This window comes from Streptomyces sp. NPDC107471, from assembly GCF_055582845.1.
Genome location: NZ_JBVJPC010000020.1, coordinates 56,142 through 81,955, shown reverse-complemented (window position 1 = coordinate 81,955; position 25,814 = coordinate 56,142). Strand labels below are relative to the sequence as shown.

Here is a 25,814-nt window from a genome sequence, read left to right as displayed (position 1 = left end):
TCGACCAACTCACCCACACCCCCGCCCTCGTCCTCGGCAAACGCCTCGACATCCTCGCCTGGAACCCCACCGCCACCGCCCTCTACACCGACTTCTCGGCACTGGCGCCGGCCCGCCGCAACTACGTGAACCTGCTGTTCACGGACCCGGCGGTGCGGGAGCTGGACCTGGACTGGGAACACGACGCACGCGACGCGGTGGCCGCCCTGCGTTTGGAGGCCGCGGCCGACCCCGACGACCCGGAGCTCGCCCGCCTGGTCGGTGAACTGTCCGTCCGGGACGCCGACTTCCGCACCTGGTGGGCAGAGCACCGGGTCAGCAGCGCCTCCTACGGCACCAAGCACTACCGCCACCCCCTGGTCGGCGACCTCACCCTGGACTGCGACACCTGGGCGAGCCCTGACGGCTCAGGGCAACGGCTGATGGTCCTCACCGCCGAACCCGGCAGCCCCTCCCACGACGCCCTGCGCATCCTCGCCTCCTGGACCGCGCGGACACCCAGCACCGAGGACCTGAACCGATGACCACCTGGACGCCCGAGGACCGGATCCTCCTCGCCGAGACCTACTCCCTCGTCCTGACGGCCGGGGACACGGCTCACCCGGGCGTGGAGATCGGCATGGTCGTCGTCGACGGCGCCCTGTACGTCCGCGCCTACCGGGGAGTGGGATCCCGCTGGTACCGGGCGGCCCAGAAGCACGGCCACGGGACGATCCGCGTGGGCGCCGTCCGCCGCGACGTCCTGCTCACGACCGGCGGCATCGAACCGTCCGAGGGGCTCGACGCCGCCTTCCGCGCCAAGTACGGCCCGGTCGCCGAGGCCCTCGTCGCGAGCCCCGCGGCCCGGGCCGCGACGATCCGCATCGACCCGGCGTCCGCTCCGGCCTCCTGAGCCGCCCGCCGCGCGCCGGCGCCTCAGGCGCCCTCGGTGCGCAGCACTGGTTCGTCGTCGTACACCTTGGTCAGCTCGACGTCGAGGACGGTGGCGATGCGTCCGAACGACCAGTAGTAGCCGACCACTTGCAGCACCTCGACCAGTTCGCGGTCGCTGAGGAAGCGGCGGACCTCGATGAAGATCTCGTCCGGGACCCGCGGCTGCTTCACCACCTCGGCGGTGAACCGTATGAGGGCTCGGTCGGCCTCGGACAGTTCGGAGCTGTCGATCTGCCGCTCACGGACAAGCTGCCGGGTCCGCTCGTCGACGCCGGCCGCGGCGGCCATGGGCTCGTGCTGGGCCGTCCCGAAGGCGCAGTCGGTGTGGGCGGCCACGGTGAGGATCACCAGTTCCCGCGCGCGGGTGGGCAGTTCGAGCGCGGTGAACAGTGTCCTGGCGAACTCGACGAACGGCTTCACGGTGCCCGTCGACAGGGACATCATCTTGACCATCGGGTCGGGCGGCAGCAGGTCGAGGAACGCGGCGACGTCGTCCGGGAAGGAGGCGGGGTCCGGGTCGTTCAGGCGGGGCACGGGGGTTCTCCGTTCATGGGTGGGGTGGGGGCGCACACGTGTCGGGGGGCGGCTCACCCGCCCGGAAGGGCCGCCACGTCGAACCCCGTCTCGCTGAGGTGGCGGAAGCGGCCGTCCTCGGCGAAGGTGCCGAAGATCGCGACCTCCCGGGTCTGGGTGGTGCCGTCCGCCAGGGTGATGCGGAAGACGTGCCGCTCGGCGTAGGTGTCGCCGTCGGTCACCTCGTCGACCACCGTCACCGTGCCTTCGGTGACCTGGTCGCGGATGGCGGCGACCATGCGCCGGAACTCCTCGCGGTCCTGCGTCTTTCCGTCGCTGCGGTGGGTGTAGTCCGGGGCGTAGAAGCGGTCGAGCACCTGGTCCAGCTCCAGCGTGGGGTCGGGTTCGAAGACCAGGGCACGCAGGGCGTCGGAGATACGGACGTGACTCATCGGGGGTGTCCTTCGGATGCGGAGGAACGGAACACGTAAACGGACTCATGGGTCCGGTACGCCGCGCCCGCCAGCATACCGGACCCATGAGTCCGTTTCCTGTGAAGACGGCGCGAGGCCGCGGGACGACTCCGCCCGCCGAGACAGGTGTCGAGGTCTCGGCGGGCGGAGAGGGCGGGCGGTGGTTCAGGCGGTGCGCCACTTCTGGTTCGCGGTGCCGGCGCACGTCCACAGTTGAAGGACCGTGCCGGCGGCGGTGTTCTTGTCCTTGGCGTCCACGCACAGGTCCGGATTCACGTTCACGACCAGGTCGTAGGAGCCCTTGAGGACGAACCGCTGGTTCGCGGCGCGCGAGGAGGAACACGTCGCCAGCCGCACCAGGGTGCCGTCGCCCTGCCCGGAGACGTCCAGGCACATGGTGCCGCCGAAGTCGCGGACGGTGCCGTCGGAGGGGAACGTCCAGCCCTGCGACGGGTCCTTGCTGTCGCAGTCGGCGAGCACCGTCTGGGTGCCGGACGCCCGTGAGCCGCCCCGCGTGGCAAGACAGCGGCTGGACGCGAAGTTGAACAGGAGCTTGCCGGTGAAGCCGCCGGACGTGGTGGTCGTCTTCGGCGGCTTCGGTGTCGACTGGGTGCCCGACTCCGTCGTACCGCTCCCGCTGCCGCCGCCCTGGGCGGTGCCGCCGCCGCTGCTCCCGCCCTCGGAGTCCGGTGCCGTGCCGCCCACGGGCAGTCCGGCGGGGTCGGCGTCCTGCGCCGACGAGCCGTCCTTCTTGGGCGAGGAATGGTCCTTGGCCTTGCCGGACGGCCGCTGTGAGGGGTGCCCGGGGCTCGCGGACGGGTGCTGCGTCGCCGGGCCGGTAGCCGCCTCGGTGGACTGCACCGTGTCGGCGGCCTGTGCGGTGTCGTCGCCGCCGAGCCGCAAGATCCCGGCGACCGCGCCGGCGCCCACGACCGCGAGACCGGTCACCCCGGCCAGGGCGATCGCCACCCGGCGGCCGGGCTTGAGCAGACGGGCGCCGGAGAAGTGGTGGCGGCGGGCGAAACTGGCCGCGAAGGACCGGTCCCCCGGGGCCGTGGGCTCGGCGGAGAGGCGGACCAGCGGCGTCCCGTCGTCGGGTCCGGTCGCGCCGTCCTGCGCCGGTTCGCCGCCGACGGGTGGCGGCAGCGGCTCCTCGTCGGCCGTGGGCGACGGCGGCCGGGTGGGCTCGGGCCCGTCGAAGGGGGACGGTGTCGTCATGGGGCTGTCTCCGGATACCAGAAGTGGTGGGCGGGCAGGGGACGGTGCCGGTGCGTCAGGGCCACTCGGGGAGGTCCTGCGGGCGCAGAGTGATCAGGTCCGTCTCGTCGAGGGCCGTCATCTCCGCCACCCGGTACGCCTGGCGTTCGGTCATGGCCTGGAAGGTCTGCCGGGCGGTACGGCCGTTGCCGAACCGCTCGCCGCGGGGCGTCGCCTCGAAGTACGCGCTGAGCGCCTCGTGCGCGGAGTCCGTGAGCCGGTACTGGTGGCGCTCGGCGTGGTGCTCGACGATGCTCACCAGCTCGGGGGTGTCGTAGTCCTCGAAGAGCAGGGTGCGGCTGAAACGGGAGGCCAGGCCGGGGTTGGAGTCGATGAACTGCTCCATCTCGTCCGGGTATCCGGCCACGATCACCACCACCGAGTCCCGGTGGTCCTCCATCAGCTTCACCAGGGTCGCGATGGCCTCGTGGCCGAAGTCGTTGGAGCCGGCCGCCGGGGTCAGGGAGTACGCCTCGTCGATGAACAGCACACCGCCCATCGCCTCCTCGAACACCCGCTGGGTCTTCGGCCCGGTGTGGCCGACGTACTCGCCGACCAGCGAGGACCGGTCCGCCTCGACCAGGTGTCCGCGGTCCAGCAGGCCGACCGCGGCGAGGATGCGGCCGTAGAGCCGGGCCACCGTCGTCTTGCCGGTACCGGGGTTCCCGGCGAAGACGAGGTGCCGGCTGAGCGGTGGTGCCGCCAGTCCCGCGTCCTCGCGGCGGCGGACCATCTGCATGAGCTTGACCAGCGACGACACGTCGTTCTTGACCCGCTCCAGGCCGACGAGCACATGCAGTTCGGCGAGCAGGTCGTCCAGGTTCTCCTCGGGCACCTCCTCGCCGTCGGTGGACGCGGGGACGTCCGCGGTGCCCCTGGGGGAGGCGAGGGCTGCTGCCGGGGTGCCGGAGGTGACGGGGGCCGGGGCGGCCGTGCCGGGGGCCGGCCACACCGCTTTCCCCACGTCCCGTGAGACACAGCCGGCCACCTCGGGGTCTGCGCCCTCGTCGACGCTGAAGTCCTCCTCGGCGTCCGTCACGAGCAGGTTGCGCAGCACCGGGTGCGCCTCACTGCCGACGTGGACCGCCGGGTACGCGGTGGCCGACAGCACGCAGTCCTCGTAGCGGCCCCTGCCGCCCTCGCCGACGAACAGGCCGTTCTTGCCGGTGTCCTTGACGGTCGTGCGCAGGACCGTCGGATCGCCGTCGCGGGCCACGACCAGCCCCGATCCGGCGGTGCCGGAGACCGCGCAGTCGCGCAGCGTCGGTGCCGCCTTCTCGGCTACGACGATCCCGGCCGTGCCCGCGCCACTGACCCGGCAGTCGGTGAACTCCGGGGCGCTGTCGGGGCCGCAGGTGAGCCCGGCGCGTTCGACGTCGACGATCCGGGCGTCCTTGATCCTGACCTGGCCGCGCGACTGGGCGGTGACGCCGTTGCGGCTGCGCCGCACCGTCACGCCGTCGACCGTGGCCGCCGCGTAGCCGTCGAGATGCAGGCCGGACAGTCCGCAGTTGGTGAGCCGGCAGTCCTCCATCGTGAGGCGGCCGCGCTCGGTGGCGCCGATGCCGTGCTCGGGCGTGTCCTCCACGCGCAGGGCGGCGAGTTCGGCCGATGCCTCCCCCGCGACGTGGACGGCGCTGTAGGAGGTGTCCCGCACCGCGCAGCCGGTGACGCGGACCTCCGCCCGTTCGCCGACCAGGATGCCGTTGCCCTCGGCGCCCCGCACGGTGGTGTCGGCGACGACCGCCCGGGCCGAGCCGCGCACCACCACTCCGGAGGCGCCGGAGTCGTTGATGCGGCAGTCGACCAGCTCCAGGCGGGCGTTGCCGTCGGCCGAGACACCGGCCGCGGCACTGTCCCGGACGGAGCACGTCGACACCAGCACGTCCCCGTCGCCGGCGGCGAGGATCCCGGCCGCGCCGGCGCCGGTCACCTCGCCCCCGGTGATGCGCACCCCGCCGCTGTCGTCGTCCTCGGCGCGGGGCGCGGAACCCAGCACCCGTACGGCCTCGGCCGCCGCGTCCCTGAGCCGGCACTCGTCCAGCACCACGGCCGCCTGCTCCTCGACGAGCAGTCCGTTGCGGCCCGGCCCGTCGACGGCACAGCGCCGCAGCACGGCCGTGGCCCGACCGCGGACGCGGACGCCGGAGCCGCCGACCGAGCGCACGGTCGAGTCCGTGAGCTGGGCGGTCGCTTCACCGGACACGACGACACCGGTGCCGTCGATGTCGGTGACGAGCGTGTCGTCGAGCCACAGCGAGCCGGTGGTGTCGACGTGCACGCCGGCCAGCGCCGCCTCCCGGACCACGCCGCGGGTGATCCGCAGCGACGCCGAACGCACGGCCTCCACCCGGCCGCCGGCGATGTCGCAGTCCCGCAGTTCGGTGGTGCCGGACGACACCAGCACCAGCGGCCGGGACGGGTCCGTGCCCAGCACGACGAGGCCGTGCACCGTCGCGGAGGCGGACAGTTCCAGTGCCGGCAGGCCGGGAGCGACCGGTGTGAGCCGTACGGTGCCGGGGCCCTCCTCGGCGACCAGTGTCACCGTGCGGTCGACCAGCAGCCGTTCGGCGTACTCGCCGGGCGCGATCCGTATCTCGTCCTCGTGGTCCGCCGCCCGCACCGCGTCGGCGAGCGTGCGGAACGCGCCACGGCGCGCGTTCGGCCGTACGTGATGGATGGCGGGGCTCACCTTCCGGTTCCCTCCGTGCGTGCGGGACGACCGGGCTCGACGAACCCGGGGTTGGTGACGTAGGGGCCGACCGGGCGGCCCGCGTCCAGTTGCTGGGCGCCGCGGATGTACCGGCTGTCCACGCCGCCCGGGTAGAGCACCTCGGCGCGTTCGGGGTGCGGGGCGGCCAGGTCGAGCGTCGCGTCGACGTCGACTCCGCCGGGGGCGGCGATGTCGTACCGCCAGCCGTAGCCGCTCAGCAGCTTGTCCGCGGCCTCGTCCCCCGCGGCGGCGGCCTGCTCGCGCAGCCAGCCGATCTTCCGGGTGGCGGTGAGCCAGGCGCTGTCCGGGGCTCCGTGGTCGCTGACGTGGGCCGCCACATGCACCGGGTTGTCGCCGGCCGGACGCAGGCCGTCGGCGAAGACCGCGGCGGGGCGCTCCTGCCCGGCCGGGCCGAACACGTACAGCTCCTCGGCGTCGGCGCGCCAGTGCAGACCGGCGCTCCAGGGCGCGGACTCGACGGCCGACACGAGGGAGTCGGCCCCCTCGGCGGCGGTCCGCACCGGTGCCGCGGCCGCGCCACGCGTTGTCGCCGACGTCGGCAGCGTCAGGGGTGTGACGGACACCGGCCCGCTCTGCCCGGGCAGGTGCCAGTGCCACGCCCCGATGCCCACGTCCCCGTCCGGCGGCACGAAGACACCCCGCAGTCCGAGCGCGCTGTTCTCGATCGCGTACGCGGAGGTGTGCGGGGTGTCCCCGTCGTGGCCCCACATCGTCCAACGCCCGGTGTGTGCCAGCGCGTCGGGGAACCGCTGCCGTACGGCGTCGAACGCCTGCGCAGGGTTCCGCTGTGCCGTTCCGGCCGCCTCGGGTGTCCTGACCGGCACGGCCCCCTCCTCGACTTCGACATGTGTTTCGTTCGCGACCATAACCCGGGAAGATGTGGGCTGCGCGACCAAGGTGTGCCCTGAGAACACATCGCCCGGCGCGGTGGTGCCGGCGTGTGCTGACACAAGTGTGCCATCTCCCGCATGTGTGTCAGGCGTGAGGGTGGTCGCCCTGATCTCCCGGGGTTCGGGTATGACGACGGTGTGGTGGGGTGCGGCGAGGTAGTCGACGACCTTGGTCACGTCCCGCAGGTCGAAACCCTTGATGTGACGGTCCCTGACCTCCTTGACGTTCCTGACGTACGGGCGGTCGCCGCCGGGGACCCAACTCGGGTGCTCGAAGCTGTCGGTGAGGTCCCTGATCTCCGCCTTGACGTGGTCGGGGATCCGCTTCCCCTTGTACAGCTCCTCCATCCTGAGCTTCTCGGTCTTCGCTTCGAGGACCATCTGGCCGGACCGTGTGGGCGGGCGCTCGACGAGGATGCGCTCGTAGCCGGGGGCGAGACCGTTGTCCGCGGTGCGCGTGGTCCCGTTGACCGCGTGCCATTTGGCCATGCGCTCACCGCCGTTGCTGCCCGCCTCCTCCAGATAGCGGACCTGGTGACCGGCGAGGGCCATCGCTTCGAGGTTGCCGCTGCGGAAGCCGACATGCCTGAGGTGGCCGTCGCTCGCCCGGTTCAGGTACTCGAACAGCCGCATCTGGCCGATGCGGGTGTGCCCGCCCCATCTGTCGAGCCCCCCGGGCCGCTTCCAGAACGCGGTGAGGTCGTGCACCTCCAGGCCCGCGGCACGGAACTGCTGCGCGATGGCGGGGAACTTGCCCGGCCGGCCGGCATGGGCGGACGCGTCTCCGGCGAGGACGACGAGGGGGCTCTGCGGACGGTCCGCGGTGCGGTGGTGCAGGGCGTCCAGGATCTGCGCCACGCCGGTGTGACTGGTGTCGTGCTCGACGTGGATCTCGCCGCGCTTGCCGCTGAACCTGGTCCACAGGACGACGACGTCCCGCCCGGCCACGTCGGGCACACCCCGCTCGTGCAGCCAGGAGCCCACCGCCTGCTGCATGTCGGGGGTGAAGTGACCGTCGTCGAGCTTCCACGCGGTGCGCAGGGTCTCGCGCAGGGCGGGGCTGAAGTGCTTTCCGACGAAGGTCGTCGCGGCACCCACCGGCAGGATCAGATGGTTGTCGAAGTCCTTCCGCCGGGGCATCCGGTCGGCGCCGACCGTCGGCAGCACGTCGGCGTTGATCGCGTGCCACTGTTCCGTCTTCAGGTCCTTGGTCTGCTGCCCCTCCCCCAGGTCCTTGAGCAGGACACGGCTCGGGTCGATGCCACTGGCCAGATAGAAGTCGCGGATGTCCGTACTGCGGTCCCGGCTGTCGCGGGTGTTGCGGATCAACAGCACATGCAGGCGCGGATCGTTGTGCAGAGCGGCCACCACACCGAACTGGTCGCCGGTGGCGTATCCGTTCTGCGTGAGCAACTGCCGCAGCCGCGGGTCGGGAGCACTCCGGGGAGCGAACTGCGCTCCCCGCTGCTCCTTCGACAGCCCGCCCTTGGGCGCCTTCTTCTCCTTCGTGGCGGCGGTGGGGGCGGACGGGGCGACCCCGTGGCCGTAGCCGTTCAGTTCGTTGAGGTGGTCGACCAGGGCGGTGCGCGTACGGACCGCGAACTGGCCCAGTTCCGGATGGGGCTTCAGCAGCCCGACCTCGGCCGGAGTCAGCACCTGCTTGACCAGCTCGGCGGCGTTCATCCTGGTCAACTGCGTTCCGTCGGACACGATCCGGTGGAAGGCCAGCTTGGAGAGCACGTCCAGCATCCCGTTCGGGTCCGCCACACCCGGGTGGTGGACCGTCAGGTAGTGCTCCATCTGTTTCTTCCAGGTGCCGGGGTGCGCATGGCTCTGGGTGAGGCCGGACATCAGCGTCTTCGGATCGGCGGACATCTTGTCGGCGATCCGCCCGCCGTCGGTGATCAGCGCGAGCCCCGGGTCGAACCTGACCATCCGGGACGGGTTCTCGGTCCAGGCGTGGCTCGACGTCTGCCGGGACCTGATCAGGTTGTCCAGCAGGTGCCGGCCTTCCTGGGCCTCGAAGGAGAAGGCGTTGTGGTTCTTGCCGCCCACCTTGGCGCGGTCGACCGCGCCGAAGTGGATGCCGTCGTCGAGGGTGTCGTACGCCGTCGCGTCGACGCGGACGAAGGTGTTCGGTTCGGGGAAGTAGACGGCCCGGGAATCGACGGTGGCCATGGCTTTGCGTACCGCCAGGTCGAGGTCTGCGGCCCGCATCCCGGCCAGGCTCTTCTGTGTCGTTCCGGCGGGCAGCTTGTAGCCGCCGCTGACCGCTTCCGGGTAGTGGACCGAACCGTCGCTCCTGAGCTCGAACCTGGCCGCCTCGATGGCGGTGGCCGCACGCTCGAACAGCGGTTTGCCGTGCACGACGAAGTCCTGGACGTCGGCGTCCCCGATGTGCAGGTAGAGCTGCCCGTCGGTGCCCTCGACGGGCTTGAGCCTGCCGATCATGTCGCGGGTGAGGTCGTCACGGACGATCGCCTCGCGGATCGCGCCGTAGGGCACCTCCTTCTGTTCGCCCTGTCCCGTGGTGACCTTCTTCGGATCGGGCTGGTGCCAGGTGAAGCCGGTCACGGAGACGGAGTAGGTCCCCTCGGTCTCCCACTTCCCGGCGAACTCCTGGATCTGGGCGAGGATCCTCGCCTCCGTGCCCGCCCGCCCGTTCAGGCCGATCACGAGACCCAGCCGTTCGCCCCGGCCCGACTCGGCGCCGAGCGACTCGCCGTACTTCTTGGCCAGGTCCAGCAGGAAGTTCTTCTTCTCGCCGACCGCCGCGGGCACGGTGGCCACGAACCGGATGTCCTGCCCCGGCTTCAGCGCGCCCTTCCCCGTGCCGTCGTACTGCGCGACCGGCTTGAACCCGTAGTACTCGTAGGCCTGTTTGAAGTCGGAGTTGTCGCCGAAGCGTCCCGGGTCACCATGGGTGGTCCAGGGATCCTGTTGCGGAGCCGGGGCCCTGTTCTTGTTCTTGGGCCCGGCGGGCGCCACGTCGTCGAAGGACTTCGGGGGCAGGTGGGTGCCGAGGGTGTGGTCGGTGCCGGTCAGGCTGTCGAGGTGGTGCTGGAGGAGGCGCAGGTACCGGTCACGCATGCCACCGCCGGTGAGACCGTCGGTGTAGTCGCCCATGAGGCTGCCGGTGTTGTGGGGTCGGTGTTCCGCGTCGGCGGCCCGGTACTCGTCCCGCAGCCCCAGTTGGTGCCCGATCTCGTGCGCCAGGTCCGTCTGCGACGCGTCCAGCGGCCACAGGCGCTGGTTGGCCCCCGCCCCCGAATCGCCGACCCTGACGTTCAGGTGTGCACCCTGCGAGGCGCCCGTGCGCTCCAGCGTCACATGCAGCACGCTCCCGTCCGGGAGTACGTAGCCGGGGCGGTTGAAGACCTCCCCCACGCCGGACAGCGCGCGTTCCCACAGGGCATCCACCTCGGCCGCGGGCCGGTCGGCGGCGGACAGGTTCACCCGCACCGTCAGATCGGACACCGCCTGGCCGTCCACACGGAACGTACGCACGTCGAAGCCCGCCTGGACCACGTAACGCGGGATGTCCGCGTGGCTGCGGACCGGGCCGGAGAAGGGCTGCGCGTGCCCCGGGTGCGACACCAGGTCGACCCAGTCGCGGCCCTTCAGCGTCGTGGGCACGGCCCCGTCCCGCGCGGCCTGCCACGACACGTGTGAGCCCGGGTCCGCACCCGTCGTGGCGAGGACGTCGAGTTGCTGCTCCTCGGCCGTCACCTTCGACACGGGGGTGGGAGCCGCGGGAGCGACGGGCTGCCCCACCAACTTGTTGATCTTGTTGATCTCGCCGACGAGGGCCTCGCGGGTGTCGAGGGCCATGGTGACCAGGTCGCGGAACGTGTCCTTGGAGCCCACTCCGTCACGGAGTCCGTTCCACGTGGCCAGGTCCCGGCCGATGATCGCCTTCACCGACTTGGACTCGAGCAGGGAACCGTCGGTGCGGATGTCGTGGAAGGCGATGTCCGCCAACTGGTGCGGGGTCTGCGGGTTCCTGCGGAGGATGTCCGGATGGTGCGTCCCGAGGTACTCCCCGACCTGGTCCCGCCAGACCTTCTTGTCCGCGTGGCTCTGGGTCAGGCCGCCCATGAGCGACTTGAGGTCGCCCTTCAGGTCCCTGGCGATGCGTCCGCCGTGCGTGACCAGGGCGAGATCGGACGAGAAGCGGACCATCCTGAATTCGTCGAGGCCCCACGCGTCCTTGCGCGCCTCGATGACGTTCTTCAGGAGGTGCTTGCCCTCCTGCGCCTCGAACTGCCACTTGTCGCCCTGCTTGAGGCCGAAGTGGACATGGTCCTCCAGGCGCCCCCAGTCGTCGGCTTCGACGCGGACGAACGTGTTGGGCTCGGGGAAGTACACGGCACGCGCGTCGACCCCGCTCATCGCGTCGCGCACGGCCAGGTCGAGGTCGGCGGCCTTCGTCGCCGCCGCGCTGTCCTCCAGCCTGTAGCCTCCGCTGACCACCTCGGGCAGCAGTACCCGCTGCTCTCCCGTGGACGACTCCTTGGTCACCGCCATGTCGTGGATGACCTCGGTGGCCCTGTCGAAGAGCGGTCTGTCGCCGACCGTCATCCTCTGCACGTCGAAGTCGCCCACATGCAGGTACACCCCGCCTTCGGCACCGGCGACCTTCGCGATCATGTCGCGTGTCAGGTCGTCACGGACGATCGCCTCCCGGATCGCCCCGTACGGGATCTCCTTCTGCGTACCCGCCGCACGCAACGCCGGATCAGGCTGATGCCAGGTGAAACCCGTCACGGACACCGAGAACGTGCCCTCCCGGTCCCACTTCTGACGGAACTCCCGGATCGACCGCAGGATCTCCCCCTCCGTCCCCGGACGACCGTTCACCCCGATCACCAGACCCAGCCGGTCCCCCCGCCCGGAATCCGCACCCAACGCCCGCTCGTACTTCTTCGCCAGCTCGAACAACTTGTTCTCGGTCCGGCCGACGGAGGACTTCGTGACGTTCTTGACCTCGTCGACGGACGCGGCGACCGTGGCGATGAAGCGGGTCTCCCCGCCCGGCTTCAAGGACCCCTTCACCGCGCCGTCGTACTGCGCCACCGGCTTCAGCTCGTAGTGCTGCGCGTACGAACGGAACTCCGGGGTGAAACGCGTGACGTCCTTCAGTTCCGTGAGTCGGCCGGGCACCGCCTCGGGCTGCGGAGCGGACAGCGCCGCCTTCCCGCCGCCGGCCCCACGGCTCGGCGCGTTGGGCGCCACCCCGAACGCATGGGCCGACGCGTCCACAGCGTGCGGTGCTCCGGTGGGGGCCGCCGGGGCGACGCCGCCCGTGACATGACCGTTGATCTTGTTGATCTCGTCGACGAGGGCGTTGCGCGTGTTGATCGCGAGCCCGGCCAACTGCATGTTCCCCCTCAGCACCTTGATCTCCTGAGGGGACAGCACCGACTTGAGCAGGTGGTTCGCGCCGATCCTCGTCAGCGGGGAACCGTCCATGGTGATGCCGTGGAACGCCACCTTGGACAACATGTCCCGCACGCCGTTGGGGTCGTCCAGGTGGGGGTGGTGCACGGACAGGTAGTGCTCGATCTGCTTGTTCCAGGTGTTCGCGTGCGCGTGGCTCTGGGTGAGTCCGGCCGCGAAGGTCCTCACGTCAGGCGTCACCTTGTCCGCGATGCGGTCGCCGTCGGTGACCAGGGCCAGGTGCGAATCGAAGTGGACGATCTTCTCGGGATGGACACTCCACACGTCCGCCTTCGACAGCATCCGTCGGCCGATGAGGTTGTCCAGGAGGTACTGGCCCTCCTGCGCCTCGAACCTGAAGGCGTTGTGGTTCTTGCCGCCCACCTTGGCCTTGTCGATCGCACCGAAGTGCACGGCGTTCTCGAGCCCGTCGAACTCACTGGTCTCGATCCGGACGAACGTGTTGGGCTCGGGAAAGTAGATGGCTCGGGAGTCGACCTTCGCCATGCCGTCACGCACCGCGAGGTCGAGATCGGCGGCCTTCATCCCCGCCAGGCTCTTGTCCGTCCCTCCCGCGGGCAGCTTGTATCCGCCGCTGACGGCCTCGGGGTAGTGGACGACACCGTCGTGCGTGAACTTGACGTCGTCGATGACGCCGGCGGCGCGTTCGAAGAGGGGCTTGCCGTCCACGACCAACTGCTGCACGTCGGAGTCCCCGATGTGCAGGTAGAGCTGTCCGCCGGTGCCCTCGACCGGCTTGAGCCTGCCGATCATGTCCTGGGTGAGGTCGTCCCGGATGATCGCCTCGCGGATCGCGCCGTAGGGCACCTCCTTCTGCTCGCCGGATCCGGGGGTGATCTTCTTGGGGTCGGGCTGACGCCAGGTGAAGCCCGAGACGGAGACGGAGAACGTTCCCTCGGTCTCCCACTTCGCGGCGAACTCCTCGATCCGGGTGAGGATCTTCGCCTCCGTGCCCGCCCGCCCGTTCAGGCCGATGACGAGGCCCAGCCGTTCGTTCCAGCCAGGTCCGGCGCCGAGCGACTCGCCGTACTTCTTGGCCAGGTCCAACAGGAAGTTCTTCTTGTCGCTGACCACCGCGGGCACGGTGGCCACGAACCGGATGTCCTGCCCCGGCTTCAGCGCCCCCTTCCCCGTGCCGTCGTACTGGGCCACCGGCTTGAGGTCGTAGTAGTCGTGCACGGCCTTGAAATCGCCGCCGGCACCGAACCTGTCGGGGTCCGTCAGCCTGGTCGTCAGCTCCGCACCGGTCAGCGGTTGCGCGGCCCTGCCCGTCTTGGCCTGGGGCTTCGCGGGGGCCACCCCGTCGACGGGCTTGAGGGAGACATGGGAGGCGAACGCGTGCTCGGCGGCGGCGAGATCGGTCAAGTGCCCCTGGATGGTGTGGAGATACACCCCGCGCATACCGCCGCCGGTGAGACCGTCCAGGTAGTCCCCCATCAACGTGCCGACCTTGTCCGGGCGGTGCCCGGCGTCCGCGGCCCGGTACTCGTCCCGCAGCCCCAGTTGATGACCGATCTCGTGCGCCAGGTCGGTCTCCGTGGCGTCCAGCGGCCACAGGTACTGGTTCGCCCCGGCCCCTGCCTCCCCGGCCTTCACCGTCAGATGGGCGCCCCCCACACCGTCGGCACGCTCCAAGGTCACATGCAGCACACTCCCGTCCGGCAGCAGATACCCCGGACGGTTGAACACGTCCCCCACGCCCGACATGGCGCGCTCCCACAGCGCGTCCACCTCGGCCGCGGGCCTGCCCGACGCCGACAGGTTCACCCGCACCGTCAGATCCGACACCGCGTGCCCGTCCACCCGGAACGTCCGCACGTCGAACCCGGCCCGCACCACGTAACGCGGCGCGTGCGCGTTGCCGCGGACCGGACCCGAGAAGGGCTGCGCGCGACCGGGGTGCGACACCGGGTCCAGCCAGTCCCGGCCCCACACGGGCCTCGCCACGGCCCCGTCCCGGGCCGCCTTCCACGAGCTGTGCGCGCCCAGGTCCGCACCCAAGGAGGCCGGCACCTCGAACTCGTCGTCCACCGCACCCGCGGCAGGCTTCACCGACGGCGGCTCGGTGGACTTCAGCCCGGAGCCGTCGGGCGTTCCGGAACCGGTCCGCACGTCGTCGGCGGCCTTGGCGACCGGTCCGGTGCCCTGCGTGCCGGGGGTGTCCAGGAGCCGGCTCGGGCGCGGTCCGGGGATGCCCAGGGCGTCGAGGTGCCCCTCGATGGTCCCGGCGTCCATGCCGAGCCGGGCCATCTTTCCCTTGGCGATGTCCAGGGCGCTCTCGGTGTGCTGCACGTCGAGCTTGGCGGCGGCCTGGTCGACGGTCTCGGAGGGCTGCCCCATCTTGGCGCCCGACGCGTCGAGTCGGCGCTTGGCGTCGGCGACTGCGGCGCTCGCCAGCTCGTACTCGTTCCAGGCGGTCAGTCGCTGGGTGCCGGTCTTGCCGGTGGCGCCGCCGGTCACCGCCTCCAGCCTGCTGAGCGGTGCCGGCCCTCCACCGGCCGCGTGCGGGCCCGGCTTCGGCACGGGGCTCGGCGTCGGGCGCAGCGCGATGTGCTCGCCCACCACGACCGCGCCCGAACCGTCGTCCAGCGCGCGTCCAGCGCCGGTCAGGTGAGCGGGCCCGGCCTTGACGTGGCTCGCGGCTGCCGCGCCCGAGGTGTCGCCGGTGCCCTCCCGCTGCCCGAGCAGGTCCAGGTCGGCACGGGCCGACACCCCGAGCCGGTCGCCGTGCGCGGTGACCGACGGGGACGCGGGCTCCTCCGCCAGCCGGTCCGGGGCGCCGCTCCCCCTGGTCCCGCCGGAGAGCCCGTCGAGATCCCGTACGACCGTCTTGGCGCCGCCCCCGGCGGACTGCCCGGCGTTGCCGCCGACCTTAACACCGCCCGTGGCCGTGGTGGGCCTGATCTCACCGGTGACCGGGTTCTGCCCCGGGGACCCCGCCTTGACCTCGCCGCCCGGTGACGGGACGGCCGAGCCCGCCTTCACCTCTGTGGTGACCGGCACCGCACCGGTCGACCCCGCCTTTGCGTCGACCACCGCACCCGCCTTGACGTCGAACGTCGACGCCTTGAGGTCCGTCGACAGGGACGTGCTGCCGAGCGTGCCGGTCCTCACCTCCAGGCCCGCGGCCGAGGGATGCGGCGAACCCGCCTTCACATCGACCGCCGCCGACGAGGCGTTCAGCGACCCCGCCTTCACATCCAAGGTCACCGCCGACGTATTGAGCGAGCCCGTCTTCACGTCCACAGTCGCCGGGGCCGTGTCGAGCGCACCCGCCTTCACATCCACGGTCGCCCCCGACGTATCGAGCGAGCCCACCTTCACGTCGGGCGTCGCCAACGACGTGTTCAGCGCACCCCCCTTCACCTCCGCCGTGAGCGACGTGGCGGGCGCCGGGCCCGACTTGACGTCCGTCGTGACATGGCCGGCCGGCGTCGCGGGGGACGGGGTCTGGAGGCCGTGGGCGGCTCCGTGGGCCGCCATGATGTCGGCGGTGCCGATGGCCTGGTGGACCTCGGGGGCGACGACGACCTGCTTGCCGTCGCCGTCGGTGAGGGCCGAGCCGCGGTAGTCGACGTGCAGCGTGGTCGGCGTGCCGCTCTGGGCACCGACCTGCATGCTGATGCCGTCGTGGGTCATCCGGATGCCGGAGATGTCACCGTCCACGATGCTGCGCAGCTCGGGTATGCCGAGCGCGTGGAAGTCCTCGACATGCCCGGTGGCGACACGTACCGAGGACAGGGCGTCGCTGAACGAGGTGTGCAGGCCGGTGCCCGAGGGCGTGAGGTCGCCGCGCAGGGCGTGCAGGCCGCTGGAGCCGAGGTCGGAGAAGCTGTGGGCGCCTGCCAGGTGCGTGCCGCCCAGGTTGGTGGGCAACGGCTCCAGCAGCCCCGCGGTGGAGCGCTGGAAGCCGGTGGAGTGGTCGAAGGCGGTCAGGTGGTCGACGGCGTCCAGGCCACCGGCGTTGGCCATCAGGTTGCCGAACGAGCCGGGCTGGCCGGTCCCGTCGAGCCCGTGCAGCGAGGTGAGGCCGTTGTTGATGCCGCCGATGTCGGTGCCGAGGCTGATGCCGTGCAGAGCGCCCGACTGGGCGTTGACGCCGGTGTTGAGGCCGTGGAGCCCGCCGGGGGTGAAGCCCTGCAGGGCGCCGTGGCCGAAGCCGTCGAAGGAGACACCGCTCGGCAACCCGGTCAGGCCGCCGTGGCCGCCGGTGAGCGCGCCGATGTGCAGGCCGCCGCCGAGCGCTGTCTGCGGCAGGTGCGCGGTCGGGCTCAGCAGCCGGGTGCCGAAGCCCATCTTGAAGGCGCCCTTGAGGCCGACGCCGAGCTCGAAGAAGTCCACCGGCAGCACGGCGCCGAGCAGGAGGCGCCCACCGAAGCTGATGGGGTAGACGGCGACCTTGCCGAGCGTGGTGCTGATGCCGGCGGTGGCGACCTGGAAGTCGGTGCGAAAGGTGTTGGCGAGCAGCTTGAGGCCGCCGGCGGTGACCTTGAGGCCCTTGATGGCCAGGCCGGCCAGTCCGTTCAGGCCGCGCAGGACCAGTCCGGGCAGGGCCGTCACCCCGCTGTAGATGCCCTTGAAGGTGATGCCGGCGGTGAGGATGTGCGCCAGGCCGCCGCCCAGGTCGGTCAGGCCCGCGGAGAGCGACTTGGGCAGGTTCTTGAGCGCGTTGAAGACGCCCTTGGCCAGCGCGCCGACGTTGAGGCCCTTGGTGGAGGGGAAGAGGATGCCGACGAAGGAGAGCACCACGTCCAGCACGCTCGCCTTGCCCTGGGCGAAGTCGACGAGCGAGCTGATGAACACGATCATGCCGACGCCGAAGGCGAGCAGGCCGATCCAGCCGCCGAAGATGGCGCCCACGATGGCCAGGATGATCTCCAGGATGCCCAGGCTCTGCAGGAACAGGTGCCAGGCGTCGATCGGTTGCCGGATCAGGTGCTCGGCGTCCTTCATCCGCTGCTCGAACACCCGGACCGCGTTGTGGTAGTCGTCCTGCGCGGCATGGGACTGGGCCTTGTGCCCGGCCAGTTCCGGGTCGTCCTTGGACAGCCCCTGGGCGCCGGACAGCGCCTGGTCGGCCTTGGCCTGGGCGTCCTGGAGCGCGGTCCGGTAGGCCATCGTCGCGTCCGCCGCGACGCCGAAGGACTGGCCGACGGCGTCGATGAACTGCTTGAGGTGGCCGTCGATCTTCGCCCGCACCGCCTCGGCGGTCTTGCCGACGAAGCCGTTGCCCGACTGGTCGAGGATGCGGTTCAGGCCACTGGTGATCTCGTCGCCCAGGTGCTCGGTGTCCCGCAGAGCCTGGTACAGCGACGAGAGCGCGTCCGGATCGCCAGGTGTGGGGTCGCCGTGCAGACCCAGCGCACTCCAGTCCTGTGGCCGTGCCATGTGCACCCTCCGTACCGTCGAACAACCCCGTGGCGCACTGTGCGTCGGGGTGGTTGGTTCACATGTATCTCTACATCGTAGTGTGAGTACTACCGGGTCCTCACCGAGGGCGGAAACACGTGTCAGTGACACATGTGCCTCGTCGTGGTGAGGTGCCGAGAGGCGAGCGGAAGGAGAGGACATGCCGGACTTCGACGTGGTGTTCGACTACGAGCTGTTGAACACGCTGGCCAAGGACACCGACCGGCTCCGGGACCAGCTAGCGGACCCCCGGCTGCTGGGCCGCGACAAGTTCTACGACGGGGCCACCCTCGGCGGCGGCTTCAAGGCCGTCAACCACTTCTTCTTCCAGTGGATCGGCCCCTTCGGGAACGCCCAGGACCTGCTGAAGTCCCTCGGCGAGACCTACCGGTTCGTGGCCCAGCGGATGTTCGAGCAGGACGCCGGCTTCGCCGCCAGTGCCACCACGCAGGCGCAGAACTTCATGCACAGCAACTGGAAGATGAACAAGGACTCCTACGAAGCCTGGAAGTGGCTGACGGAGCACTCCATCACCGTCCACGCCTGGGACGACAAGGGCCACGAGTACCTCAAGGAGCAGAAGCTCGCGGACCCCGACGCACCGGACGCGCCCCGCCCGCCGGGCATGGAACCCACCCTGTACGACTACACCCACGACGACGGTGACGGCACCGACAACGTCCACAACTCCTCGCAGGTCACCTATGACGCCGCCGGCAACGTGAAGTCCACCGACAGCACGATCGACGACGGGGACGGCGGACTGAAGTACCACGAGCACACCGACTACGGGGACAACCACAGCTACACGACGACGATCACCCACACCGACGGTTCGAAGACCGTCATCGAGGTGCACGGCAACTCCGACGGCACCGGGACGAGGAACGTCACCAACACCGACAAGGACGGCAAGACCACCGACTCGTCGAGCTGGTCCGGCTCCGGCCTCGGCGGCGACGACCCGAAGTGGACCAACAACGATCCGGACGCCACCGACACCGACGGTGACGGCAAGGACGACAAGAGCGACGGCGGTACGAAGTACTCGAACACCGGCGTCGGCAGCACTGCCTGACACATCCGCGGACGACCCCTGAAGGAACGCCCATGCCCAGCAACAACGTCCAGCTCCAGTACGGTCAGATCGAGACCGTCGCCTCCCAACTGCAGAACGCCGTGACGAACATCAACCCGCAGCTCATGCAGTTGAAGGGTTCGGTGGACAACCTGCTCAGCGACGGTCTGTGGCTCCAGCAGACCAGTCCGGCGATGCAGCACGCCTACTCGGAGTTCACCAATCAACTGACGCAGATCGTCACCAAGATCGAGGACTTCGCCAAGCAGTTCACGTCGATCAAGACCCAGATCGACGACATGGACCGGACGATGGCGGCGCAGATCAAGGGCAACGGCTGACCTCACCCGCACACACGAAGGGGCGCCGCTCGACGCGGCGCCCCTTCGTGTGTGTGCCCTCAGCGGGCGTCGGCGGCCTCGGTCTCCGGCACCAGGACGGTCATCAGGGACCCCGCCTCGTCGACGGTGAAGGCGCGTCCGGGCACCCGGTTGACGCGGATCACGTTGTGCGGCAGCCGCAGTCCCAGGACGTCGCCCTCGCCTACGGTCTGCGGGGACAGCAACAGGCCCTTGCGGGACCGCCGTACCTGGCCGATCCAGGTGCTGAGCGGTGACACCAGCGCCTCTGCGGGACCGGCGACGGCCAGACCCACGGCCCGGTCACGGCCGGAGGAGGCGATGTCCCGCAACATGCTGTCCAGCGGTGACATCGACAGCAGGTCGGCGTCGTCCACCATGACGACCGCGGCGCCGCCGACCGCCTCCAGTGCCGTCCGCAGTTCCTCCTCGGCCGGGGCGGGCGAGGACAGCACGGCCGCCTTCGGATGGCCCTCGAGCCCGCGCAGCGGCGACTCCCGGGGCGTCACGGCCACCACGCCGGTCCCGGCGCGCAGCAGGGACGCGGCCAGCGACAGCAGCGCGGTGCTGCGGCCGGACCCGGGCGGGCCGACGACCGTGTACGTCGAGGCGACGCCGGCGAAGTCGACCCAGACGGGGGCGACGTCGTCGCCGCCGAGCCCGAGCATCGCGGTGAGCGGGCCGCGCGGCGCCGTGCCGACGCGGTCGTAGGCCTCCTTGAAGCCGATCGTCATCGGCAGCGTCTCCACCCGGAAGGGCCGCAGCGACGCAGGCACGCCCAGGTCCCGGGCGGCCGCCTCGGTGCCGATCCGCTGGAGTGCCTCGGCCTGTGCCTGGCCGCTGAGTTCACCCGGCAGCACGGCGACCTGGAGCTCGCCGCCGGTGTCGGTGCGAAAGCCGCGCCCGGCCGGGATCACGGAGGGCACCTGCTCGCGCGGGATGCCGCTCATGGTGTAGTCGCCGACGTCGTTCATCCGCAGCAGCAGCTTGTTGTCGTTGAGCGCCGCGATCCGCCCGGCCATCAGGGCCCGTTCCGAGGTGGCGACGACATGCACGCCCACCGCCGCGCCCTCCCGCAGCAGCATGCCGACCTGGCTGACCATGCGGCCCTCCTCGATCTCGCCGATGAGGGCGCTGAGCGTGTCCCAGCCGTCGATGAGCAGCATCAGGTGCGCTGGGCGCCGGTCCGCGGGCAGTACGGCGCGCAGTTCGGTGATGTTGCCGGCCGAGTGCGCGGTCATCAGCTCCTGGCGGCGGACGAGTTCGGCGGTGAGCCGGTTCAGGAGCCGGCCCAGGCGTTCCAGGTCGGCCCGCGGCACGACGGCACCGGTGTGCGGCAGCGCGGACAGCGCCGACAGCGCGCCGCCGGCCGCGTCGATCGCGTGGAAGTGCAGGTCGGCGCAGGAGTTGGCGCGGGCCAGCGCACTGGCCATGGTGCGCAGCGTCTGGGAACGGCCGGAGCGCGGCATGCCCAGGACGAACAGATGGGAGAAGGTGTTCAGGTCGAGGAACACCGGTGGCTGTGCCTGGAGTTGAGGCAGGTCCTCACGGGCCCAGGCGGCCGGGACCAGGCGTCCGTCACCGGTGGGTGCGGCCGGTTCCGGCAGGTCGGACAGGGTGAGGGTGTCGGTCAGGGGCGGCAGCCAGGGGCTGGGCTGCGGCTGGTGGCCGTGCCGTTCGGCCGCCTCCACGAGTGCGTCGACCAGCGCCATCAGATCGGTCGGCCCCTCCTCGTCGTCGAGCAGGGCGAACTCGTCCTCGGTCTCCTGGGGTGCGTCCACGGGACGGCCGAGGCCCTGCCAGGACAGCGGGGTCGTCCACACACCGGTGTCGTCGTCGGGGAGTTCCACCCGGCGCTGCACGGGTTCCGTGCCGTCCGCCGGGCCTGCCGGGTCCGTCTCGACCAGGGGGCGCGGGGCGCCGACGTAGGCGGTCTGGAAGCTCATGGCCGCGCGGTGCCCGGTCCGCACCAGGGCGCGTCCGGGGGTGGCCGCGGAGATGCTCGCCGCGTCCGGCACGTCCAGCACGTCGCTGCTCTCGTTGGCGTCGGTGACGCGCAGCGAGATCCGCAGGTTGGTGTTGGCGCGGATGTCGCTGGTGACCACACCGGCGGGCCGCTGGGTGGCGAGCACCATGTGCAGGCCGAGCGAGCGGCCCCGCTGGGCGATGCCGACCAGGCCGGGGATGAAGTCGGGGATCTCCCGCGCGAGGGTCGCGAACTCGTCGATGACCAGCAGCAGTCGCGGCATCGGCGGCAGGTTCGGGTCGCGGCGGCGCATCGCCCGGTACTCGGGGTGGTCCTTGGCGCCCGCCGCGGCGAGCATGTGCTCGCGGCGCACCAGTTCCGCCGTGAGGGAGGCCAGCGCGCGCTGCACGAGGTGGCTGTCGAGGTCGGTGACCATGCCCAGGGTGTGCGGCAGTCGTACACAGTCCTTGAAGGCGCTGCCGCCCTTGTAGTCGACGAGCACGAAGGTCAGTTCGTCGGGGCGGTTTACCGCGGCCAGCGAGGCGACGAAGGTCTGCAGCAGCTCGGACTTGCCGGATCCGGTGGTGCCCGCGATCAGGGCGTGGGGGCCGTCCTTGACCAGGTCGAAGGCGACCGGGCGGTCGAAGCCCTGTCCGACGAGCGCGGACGTGGAGGCCGGGCGGCGGTTCCAGCGCCGTACGACCTCGTCGGGCGTGGGCGGTTCCAGGTCCAGCAGGTCGAGGAGCGAGACGCTGTCGGGCAGTCCGCCGCCGGCGTCCGGGGTGACGTCGTGCACCGGGGCGATGCCGCGGGCCAGGCGTTCGGCCCACTCGGGGGTGACGTAGTCGGGGCGGATGCCGGTGATGTCGGGCAGGCCGGTGCGGCGCAGGGTCAGCGTGTCCCTGGCGATGGACACCACCGCACTGGCCTCCTCGGGCAGCATCCGCTCCTCACGGTCCAGGCACAGCAGGTGGATGCCGCGCAGCGGGCCCTCCTTGAGGACCTGGACCATGCCGGGGACGTCGCGCAGTTCGCGCGCCCCGTCCAGGACGACCAGGACGTCGGGTTCGCTGAGCAGCGCGCCGCGCAGGGTGGCCTGCTGGGCCTGGTTGCGGTTGCGGACGACGTTGATCAGCTCGGTGACCCGGTTGGCGACGGTCTCGGGGTCGTTGCCGAGCAGGATGACGGGCGCGTTGTCCTGGGAGGCGGACAGCCCGGACCGGGCGTGCGGCAGCCAGCGGGCCCATTCCCAGGCGTCGGCGGCCTTGTTGTCGGTGAGGACACAGATCTTCAGGTCGCGCGGACTGTGCAGCACGGCGGCCTGCGCCACCGCCCAGCGGGCCAGTGCCCGGGCCGGTTCCTCGGGGCCCGCGACGCCGACGACCTGACTGCCGGCCAGATCCACGCCGATGGGCATGTCGGGTATCTGCCAGTGGGCGGTGCGGTGGTTGTCCTCGCGGGAACCGTCGTCGATCTGCAGCAGCGACTGCTGCTGGGTGGTGCCGATCCGCAGGACGAGGTGGTCGGGGTCGGACGGCCGGCGCTCCCACAGCCGGGCACCGGGTCCTACGGCCATCAGCCCGACGACCGCCGGGTCGGGGGCGGAGGCGACCCGCACGCGTCGCTCGTGGTCCACCTTGGCCCGTACGTCCGCCTCCAGGGAGGCGCGGCGCAGCCGGTAGCTGGCGACGCCCTCCAGGTACTCCTTGCGTCCGCCGCGCCGGCCGCTGACCCAGTTGCCGACGGCCAGGACCGGGCTGAGCACCATGAACATCAGGTAGAGGAAGGAGTGGAAGATCCACACCATGGCGACGCCCATGAACATCGGCGCGATGATCAGCAGGAAGGACAGGGGACGGCGCTTGGGGGGTTCCGGCGGCCCGGGCAGCCGGAAGGTCTCCGGCTGGAGCGGGGGCAGCAGCCGTGGCGGCCGGTTGAAGTCCAGGCTGGCCTTCGGCGACGGGATCACCGCGGCGTCGGCCCGGGTGGGCCGGACCGCCCGCAGAAGGTGTTCGCCGAGGACGAGTTCACCGTCGAGTTCCCAGACCGTCCAGCCGCGGGGCAGGTCCTCGGACTGCTCCTCCGCCGGGTCCGGGTCGGGTTCGGGCGGGAGTGCCGTGACGTCGGCCCGCGGACGCGGCGGGGGCGCCTCGGGCAGGGAGAGCCTGACCTGTGCGTCGTCCTCGGGCAGCACGGCCAGGACCGTGCCGTCCGGGCGCACCGTCAGCCGCAGCCCCTCCTCGGGCACTCCCCTGCCCGCCAACGGCACGGAGCTGCCCGGACGGGGCCCGATCAGGTGGGTGCCGACGTCCAGTCGGTACACCTGGCCGGCGTCCGGGCCGCCGATCACCTGGATCTCGACCACGGGGGCGGTGTCGGGTGCCTTGGGCGTGGGCATCTCGTGGCGGGCGGGGCCGTAGACCGACGCCTTCCCGCTCTCGGCCACGGGCCCGCCCAGTCCGAGAGTGCTGCCGTCCCGGATGCCCGAGGAGGCCAGCACGGTGTCGGGATCAAGCATCCGGTCACCGAGGTACAGCGGGACGTCCTCGGTTGCCGTGGCGTCGTCCGGTTCCCCGGGACCGCTGCCCCGGTGCGCGGTCAGCAACTGCGGGACCAGCCGCCGCACCGGTGTGCCCGCGGCGGCGTTGACGAGTACGTCGCGTCGCTCCCGCCGCTCGCCGTCGACTGTGGTGACGAGTAGCTTCACGACTCGTTCCGCCTTTCGGCTCGGGTGTTGTCAAAGGACTCGGCATCGGAACGTGCGGCCGCCGACAGCCCGCTGATCTCCGGCTCGGCGAACAGCTCACGGACGGCCGGGGCGAGGGGGTCGGCGGGGCCCGGGATGGCAGCCCCGGTCACGGACGTCACCGCGCTCGGGGCGGCTGAACCTGCCGGGTCTGCCGGTCGGCCGTACGGGGCGCCGGGCACGGGTACCGCGGACGGTCGCGAAGCGGGCCCGGGCACAGGGGACTCCGGGTGCGACCGCGGGCCGCCCACCCGTGGCAGCGCCCCGGACGCCTGCGGCAGGGGCCGGTACGGCTGCGTACCGGGCGCGGGAGACACAGCGGGCGGCTCCGAGACGGGACGGTGGGACGCCGGACCGGCCGCAGGCGGGGAAGCGGCGTGACCTTGCGGGGCCGGACGGCGAAGCTCGGTGCCTCCGGCAGGCGGTCGCGGCCCCGAGGGGCGGGTGGAGCCGGACTTCGGGTGTGGCCCTCGCCTGCGCGCGCCGCCTTTGCGGGCGGTGCGGGCGATCGCCGGGCCGAGCGGCGCCGCGTCGGTCTCGATCCCGAGCCCGGGAGTCTCGGTGTGGCCGCGGGAGTTGACCCGGATCTCCCAGCGGTGGGCGGACATCGGTCCGACGACCAGGGCGCACAGCACTCCCGCGTCGGCCAGCTCGGACAGCCGCGCCGCCTGCTCGTCGTCGGGGGCGGCGCACACCACGACCACCGGCCGGGTGCGCTCGGACGCCGGGCCGGCCGCCAGGGAGTCCAGGACCGCGTCCAGTCCCGGGCCGTCGAAACGCGGGTGCACACCGCGGGCCACCAGCACCTCGGCCGGCCCGCCGGGCAGGTCGAGGTAGGCGGCGGCCGCCTGGACGAAGGCGCGGGTCGCCTTGCGGTCGCCGTAGGTGCTGAGGATGCGCGGCCCCCGCATCAGGTCGAGGAGGACGACACCGTTGCCGCTCAGGCCCAGCGGCACGAGAACCCTGGTCGCGCCGGACAGTTCCACCGGCCCGTCCTCGGCCGCGGACTGGGCATGGATCCCGGCGAAGACGTCGGTGGCAGTGGCGGTGGTGCTCCAGACCAGCGGGTCGTCGCCCGTCGCCCACGGCTTCCCGGGTGCCGGCACGTCCCGGCCCGCGAGCCGTACGGCGACCTCCCCGTCGTCCCGTCGCGTCGGCGGCCGTACGGTGACCGCGAAGCCGAACGCGTCGGGCGCGGTGTCCCGGACCGTGGTGTCGGCCCCGTCCAGGGCCTGGTGGGCGACGATGTCGGTGGTCTGCGAAACCAGCAGACGGGTCAGTTGCCGTACCGCCGCGCGGAAGCGCAGGAACTCCCGTACGGGATCGGAGAAGGCCCGGCGGGTCAACCGCACCTGACGGCTCAGCCGCCGCCAGAACCTGTGCCGGCCGCCCTGTCTGCGCACCAGCCAGCGCAGCAACAGCCAGACCAGCAGCAGGAGTTCGGCCAGGGCGAGGATCAGCGCGCTGGCACCCGAGTCCCAGGAGAGGGCGAGCGTACGGTCGGCTTGCGCCACCGGCGTCCAGCCTTCCAACGGGCCCGCCTGATGGATGTGCACGAGAACCCCTCGGTATGTCGCGGACCGGAGAACGACCGGGTGTCTGAAGGGGACACGGCACATGTGCCGGGCGTGTGCTCACCCCGGCCGCATGGCCGCCCCGGCCGCACAGGTGTGACTGCGGCCGTTGCACCGCCGCTGTCACACGGAGTCTAAACGGAAACGTGTCGACTTCACACGCGGCCCCCGTCCCGCGGGCGAGGCCAGTGTCCCCGGAAGCACCGTCCGCCACGGCTGTGGTGCCCGAGCCGCGCTCCTGGGGTGGTGCAGGACGTTGTCCGCGCGGCAGATACGTGTGAATACCGGCCGCACCGCCACGTCGACCCGTCAAGCACACCGGCCATCTTCTGGGCGCGGCCCTCTCCGACCGAGCTGACCCCGCTGACTCCCCCGGCTGCGGCCTGCACCGGCGGACTGGCCACCGACAACGCCGACATGAG

The 25,814-nt window shown here is 71.5% G+C and carries 11 protein-coding genes; 4 read left to right on the top strand and 7 right to left on the bottom strand.

What is annotated here, in order from left to right; genetic code table 11:
• Together ACZ66S_RS39725 and ACZ66S_RS39720 are read left to right on the top strand one after the other, a co-directional pair.
• The coding region (locus ACZ66S_RS39725) for an MmyB family transcriptional regulator (RefSeq protein WP_469906459.1) at nt 1–524 on the top strand (524 nt) is incomplete at its 5' end.
• On the top strand, nt 521–892 hold the full coding sequence (locus tag ACZ66S_RS39720; RefSeq protein ID WP_469906458.1) for a DUF2255 family protein: 372 nt from the start codon (nt 521–523) through the stop codon (nt 890–892). The genes ACZ66S_RS39725 and ACZ66S_RS39720, both read left to right, overlap by 4 nt.
• A 23-nt stretch (nt 893–915) precedes the next feature.
• On the opposite strand, the gene ACZ66S_RS39715 is transcribed toward ACZ66S_RS39720, so the two are convergent.
• The 5 genes from ACZ66S_RS39715 to ACZ66S_RS39695 all read right to left on the bottom strand — a co-directional run bounded on the left by ACZ66S_RS39715 (nt 916) and on the right by ACZ66S_RS39695 (nt 17,648).
• Nucleotides 916–1,467, bottom strand: a complete 552-nt coding sequence (locus ACZ66S_RS39715) for a carboxymuconolactone decarboxylase family protein (protein ID WP_469906457.1) — start codon at nt 1,465–1,467, stop codon at nt 916–918.
• Nucleotides 1,468–1,520: 53 nt separating this feature from the next.
• Nucleotides 1,521–1,898 (bottom strand): nuclear transport factor 2 family protein, encoded by a 378-nt coding sequence (locus ACZ66S_RS39710; RefSeq protein ID WP_469906456.1) that lies wholly within the window; start codon nt 1,896–1,898, stop codon nt 1,521–1,523.
• Between the two features lie 186 nt (nt 1,899–2,084).
• Complete coding sequence (locus tag ACZ66S_RS39705) at nt 2,085–3,137, bottom strand: ricin-type beta-trefoil lectin domain protein (protein ID WP_469906455.1); 1,053 nt, start codon at nt 3,135–3,137, stop codon at nt 2,085–2,087.
• Between the two features lie 55 nt (nt 3,138–3,192).
• Complete coding sequence (locus ACZ66S_RS39700; protein ID WP_469906454.1) at nt 3,193–5,868, bottom strand: right-handed parallel beta-helix repeat-containing protein; 2,676 nt, start codon at nt 5,866–5,868, stop codon at nt 3,193–3,195.
• Nucleotides 5,865–17,648 carry a scabin-related ADP-ribosyltransferase gene (locus tag ACZ66S_RS39695; RefSeq protein ID WP_469906453.1) on the bottom strand — a complete coding sequence of 3,928 codons (11,784 nt, stop codon included), beginning with the start codon at nt 17,646–17,648 and terminating at the stop codon, nt 5,865–5,867. The genes ACZ66S_RS39700 and ACZ66S_RS39695 overlap by 4 nt, the downstream gene beginning before the upstream one ends.
• A gap of 181 nt (nt 17,649–17,829) precedes the next feature.
• Between ACZ66S_RS39695 and ACZ66S_RS39690 the strand changes: the two genes are divergently transcribed.
• Both ACZ66S_RS39690 and ACZ66S_RS39685 read left to right on the top strand, forming a co-directional pair.
• Nucleotides 17,830–18,747 (top strand): hypothetical protein, encoded by a 918-nt coding sequence (locus ACZ66S_RS39690; RefSeq protein ID WP_469906452.1) that lies wholly within the window; start codon nt 17,830–17,832, stop codon nt 18,745–18,747.
• A 32-nt stretch (nt 18,748–18,779) separates the two neighbouring features.
• Entirely contained in the window at nt 18,780–19,088 is a 309-nt protein-coding gene (locus tag ACZ66S_RS39685; RefSeq protein ID WP_469906451.1) for a WXG100 family type VII secretion target, read from the top strand.
• Between the two features lie 59 nt (nt 19,089–19,147).
• On the opposite strand, the gene ACZ66S_RS39680 is transcribed toward ACZ66S_RS39685, so the two are convergent.
• Nucleotides 19,148–23,779, bottom strand: a complete 4,632-nt coding sequence (locus tag ACZ66S_RS39680; protein WP_469906450.1) for an FtsK/SpoIIIE domain-containing protein — start codon at nt 23,777–23,779, stop codon at nt 19,148–19,150.
• The gene (locus ACZ66S_RS39675; RefSeq protein WP_469906449.1) at nt 23,776–25,374 is read right to left on the bottom strand and encodes a hypothetical protein; all 1,599 of its coding nucleotides are present in this window, start codon (nt 25,372–25,374) and stop codon (nt 23,776–23,778) included. Before ACZ66S_RS39675 ends, ACZ66S_RS39680 begins: the two co-directional genes overlap by 4 nt.
• Nucleotides 25,375–25,814: the final 440 nt, after the last annotated feature.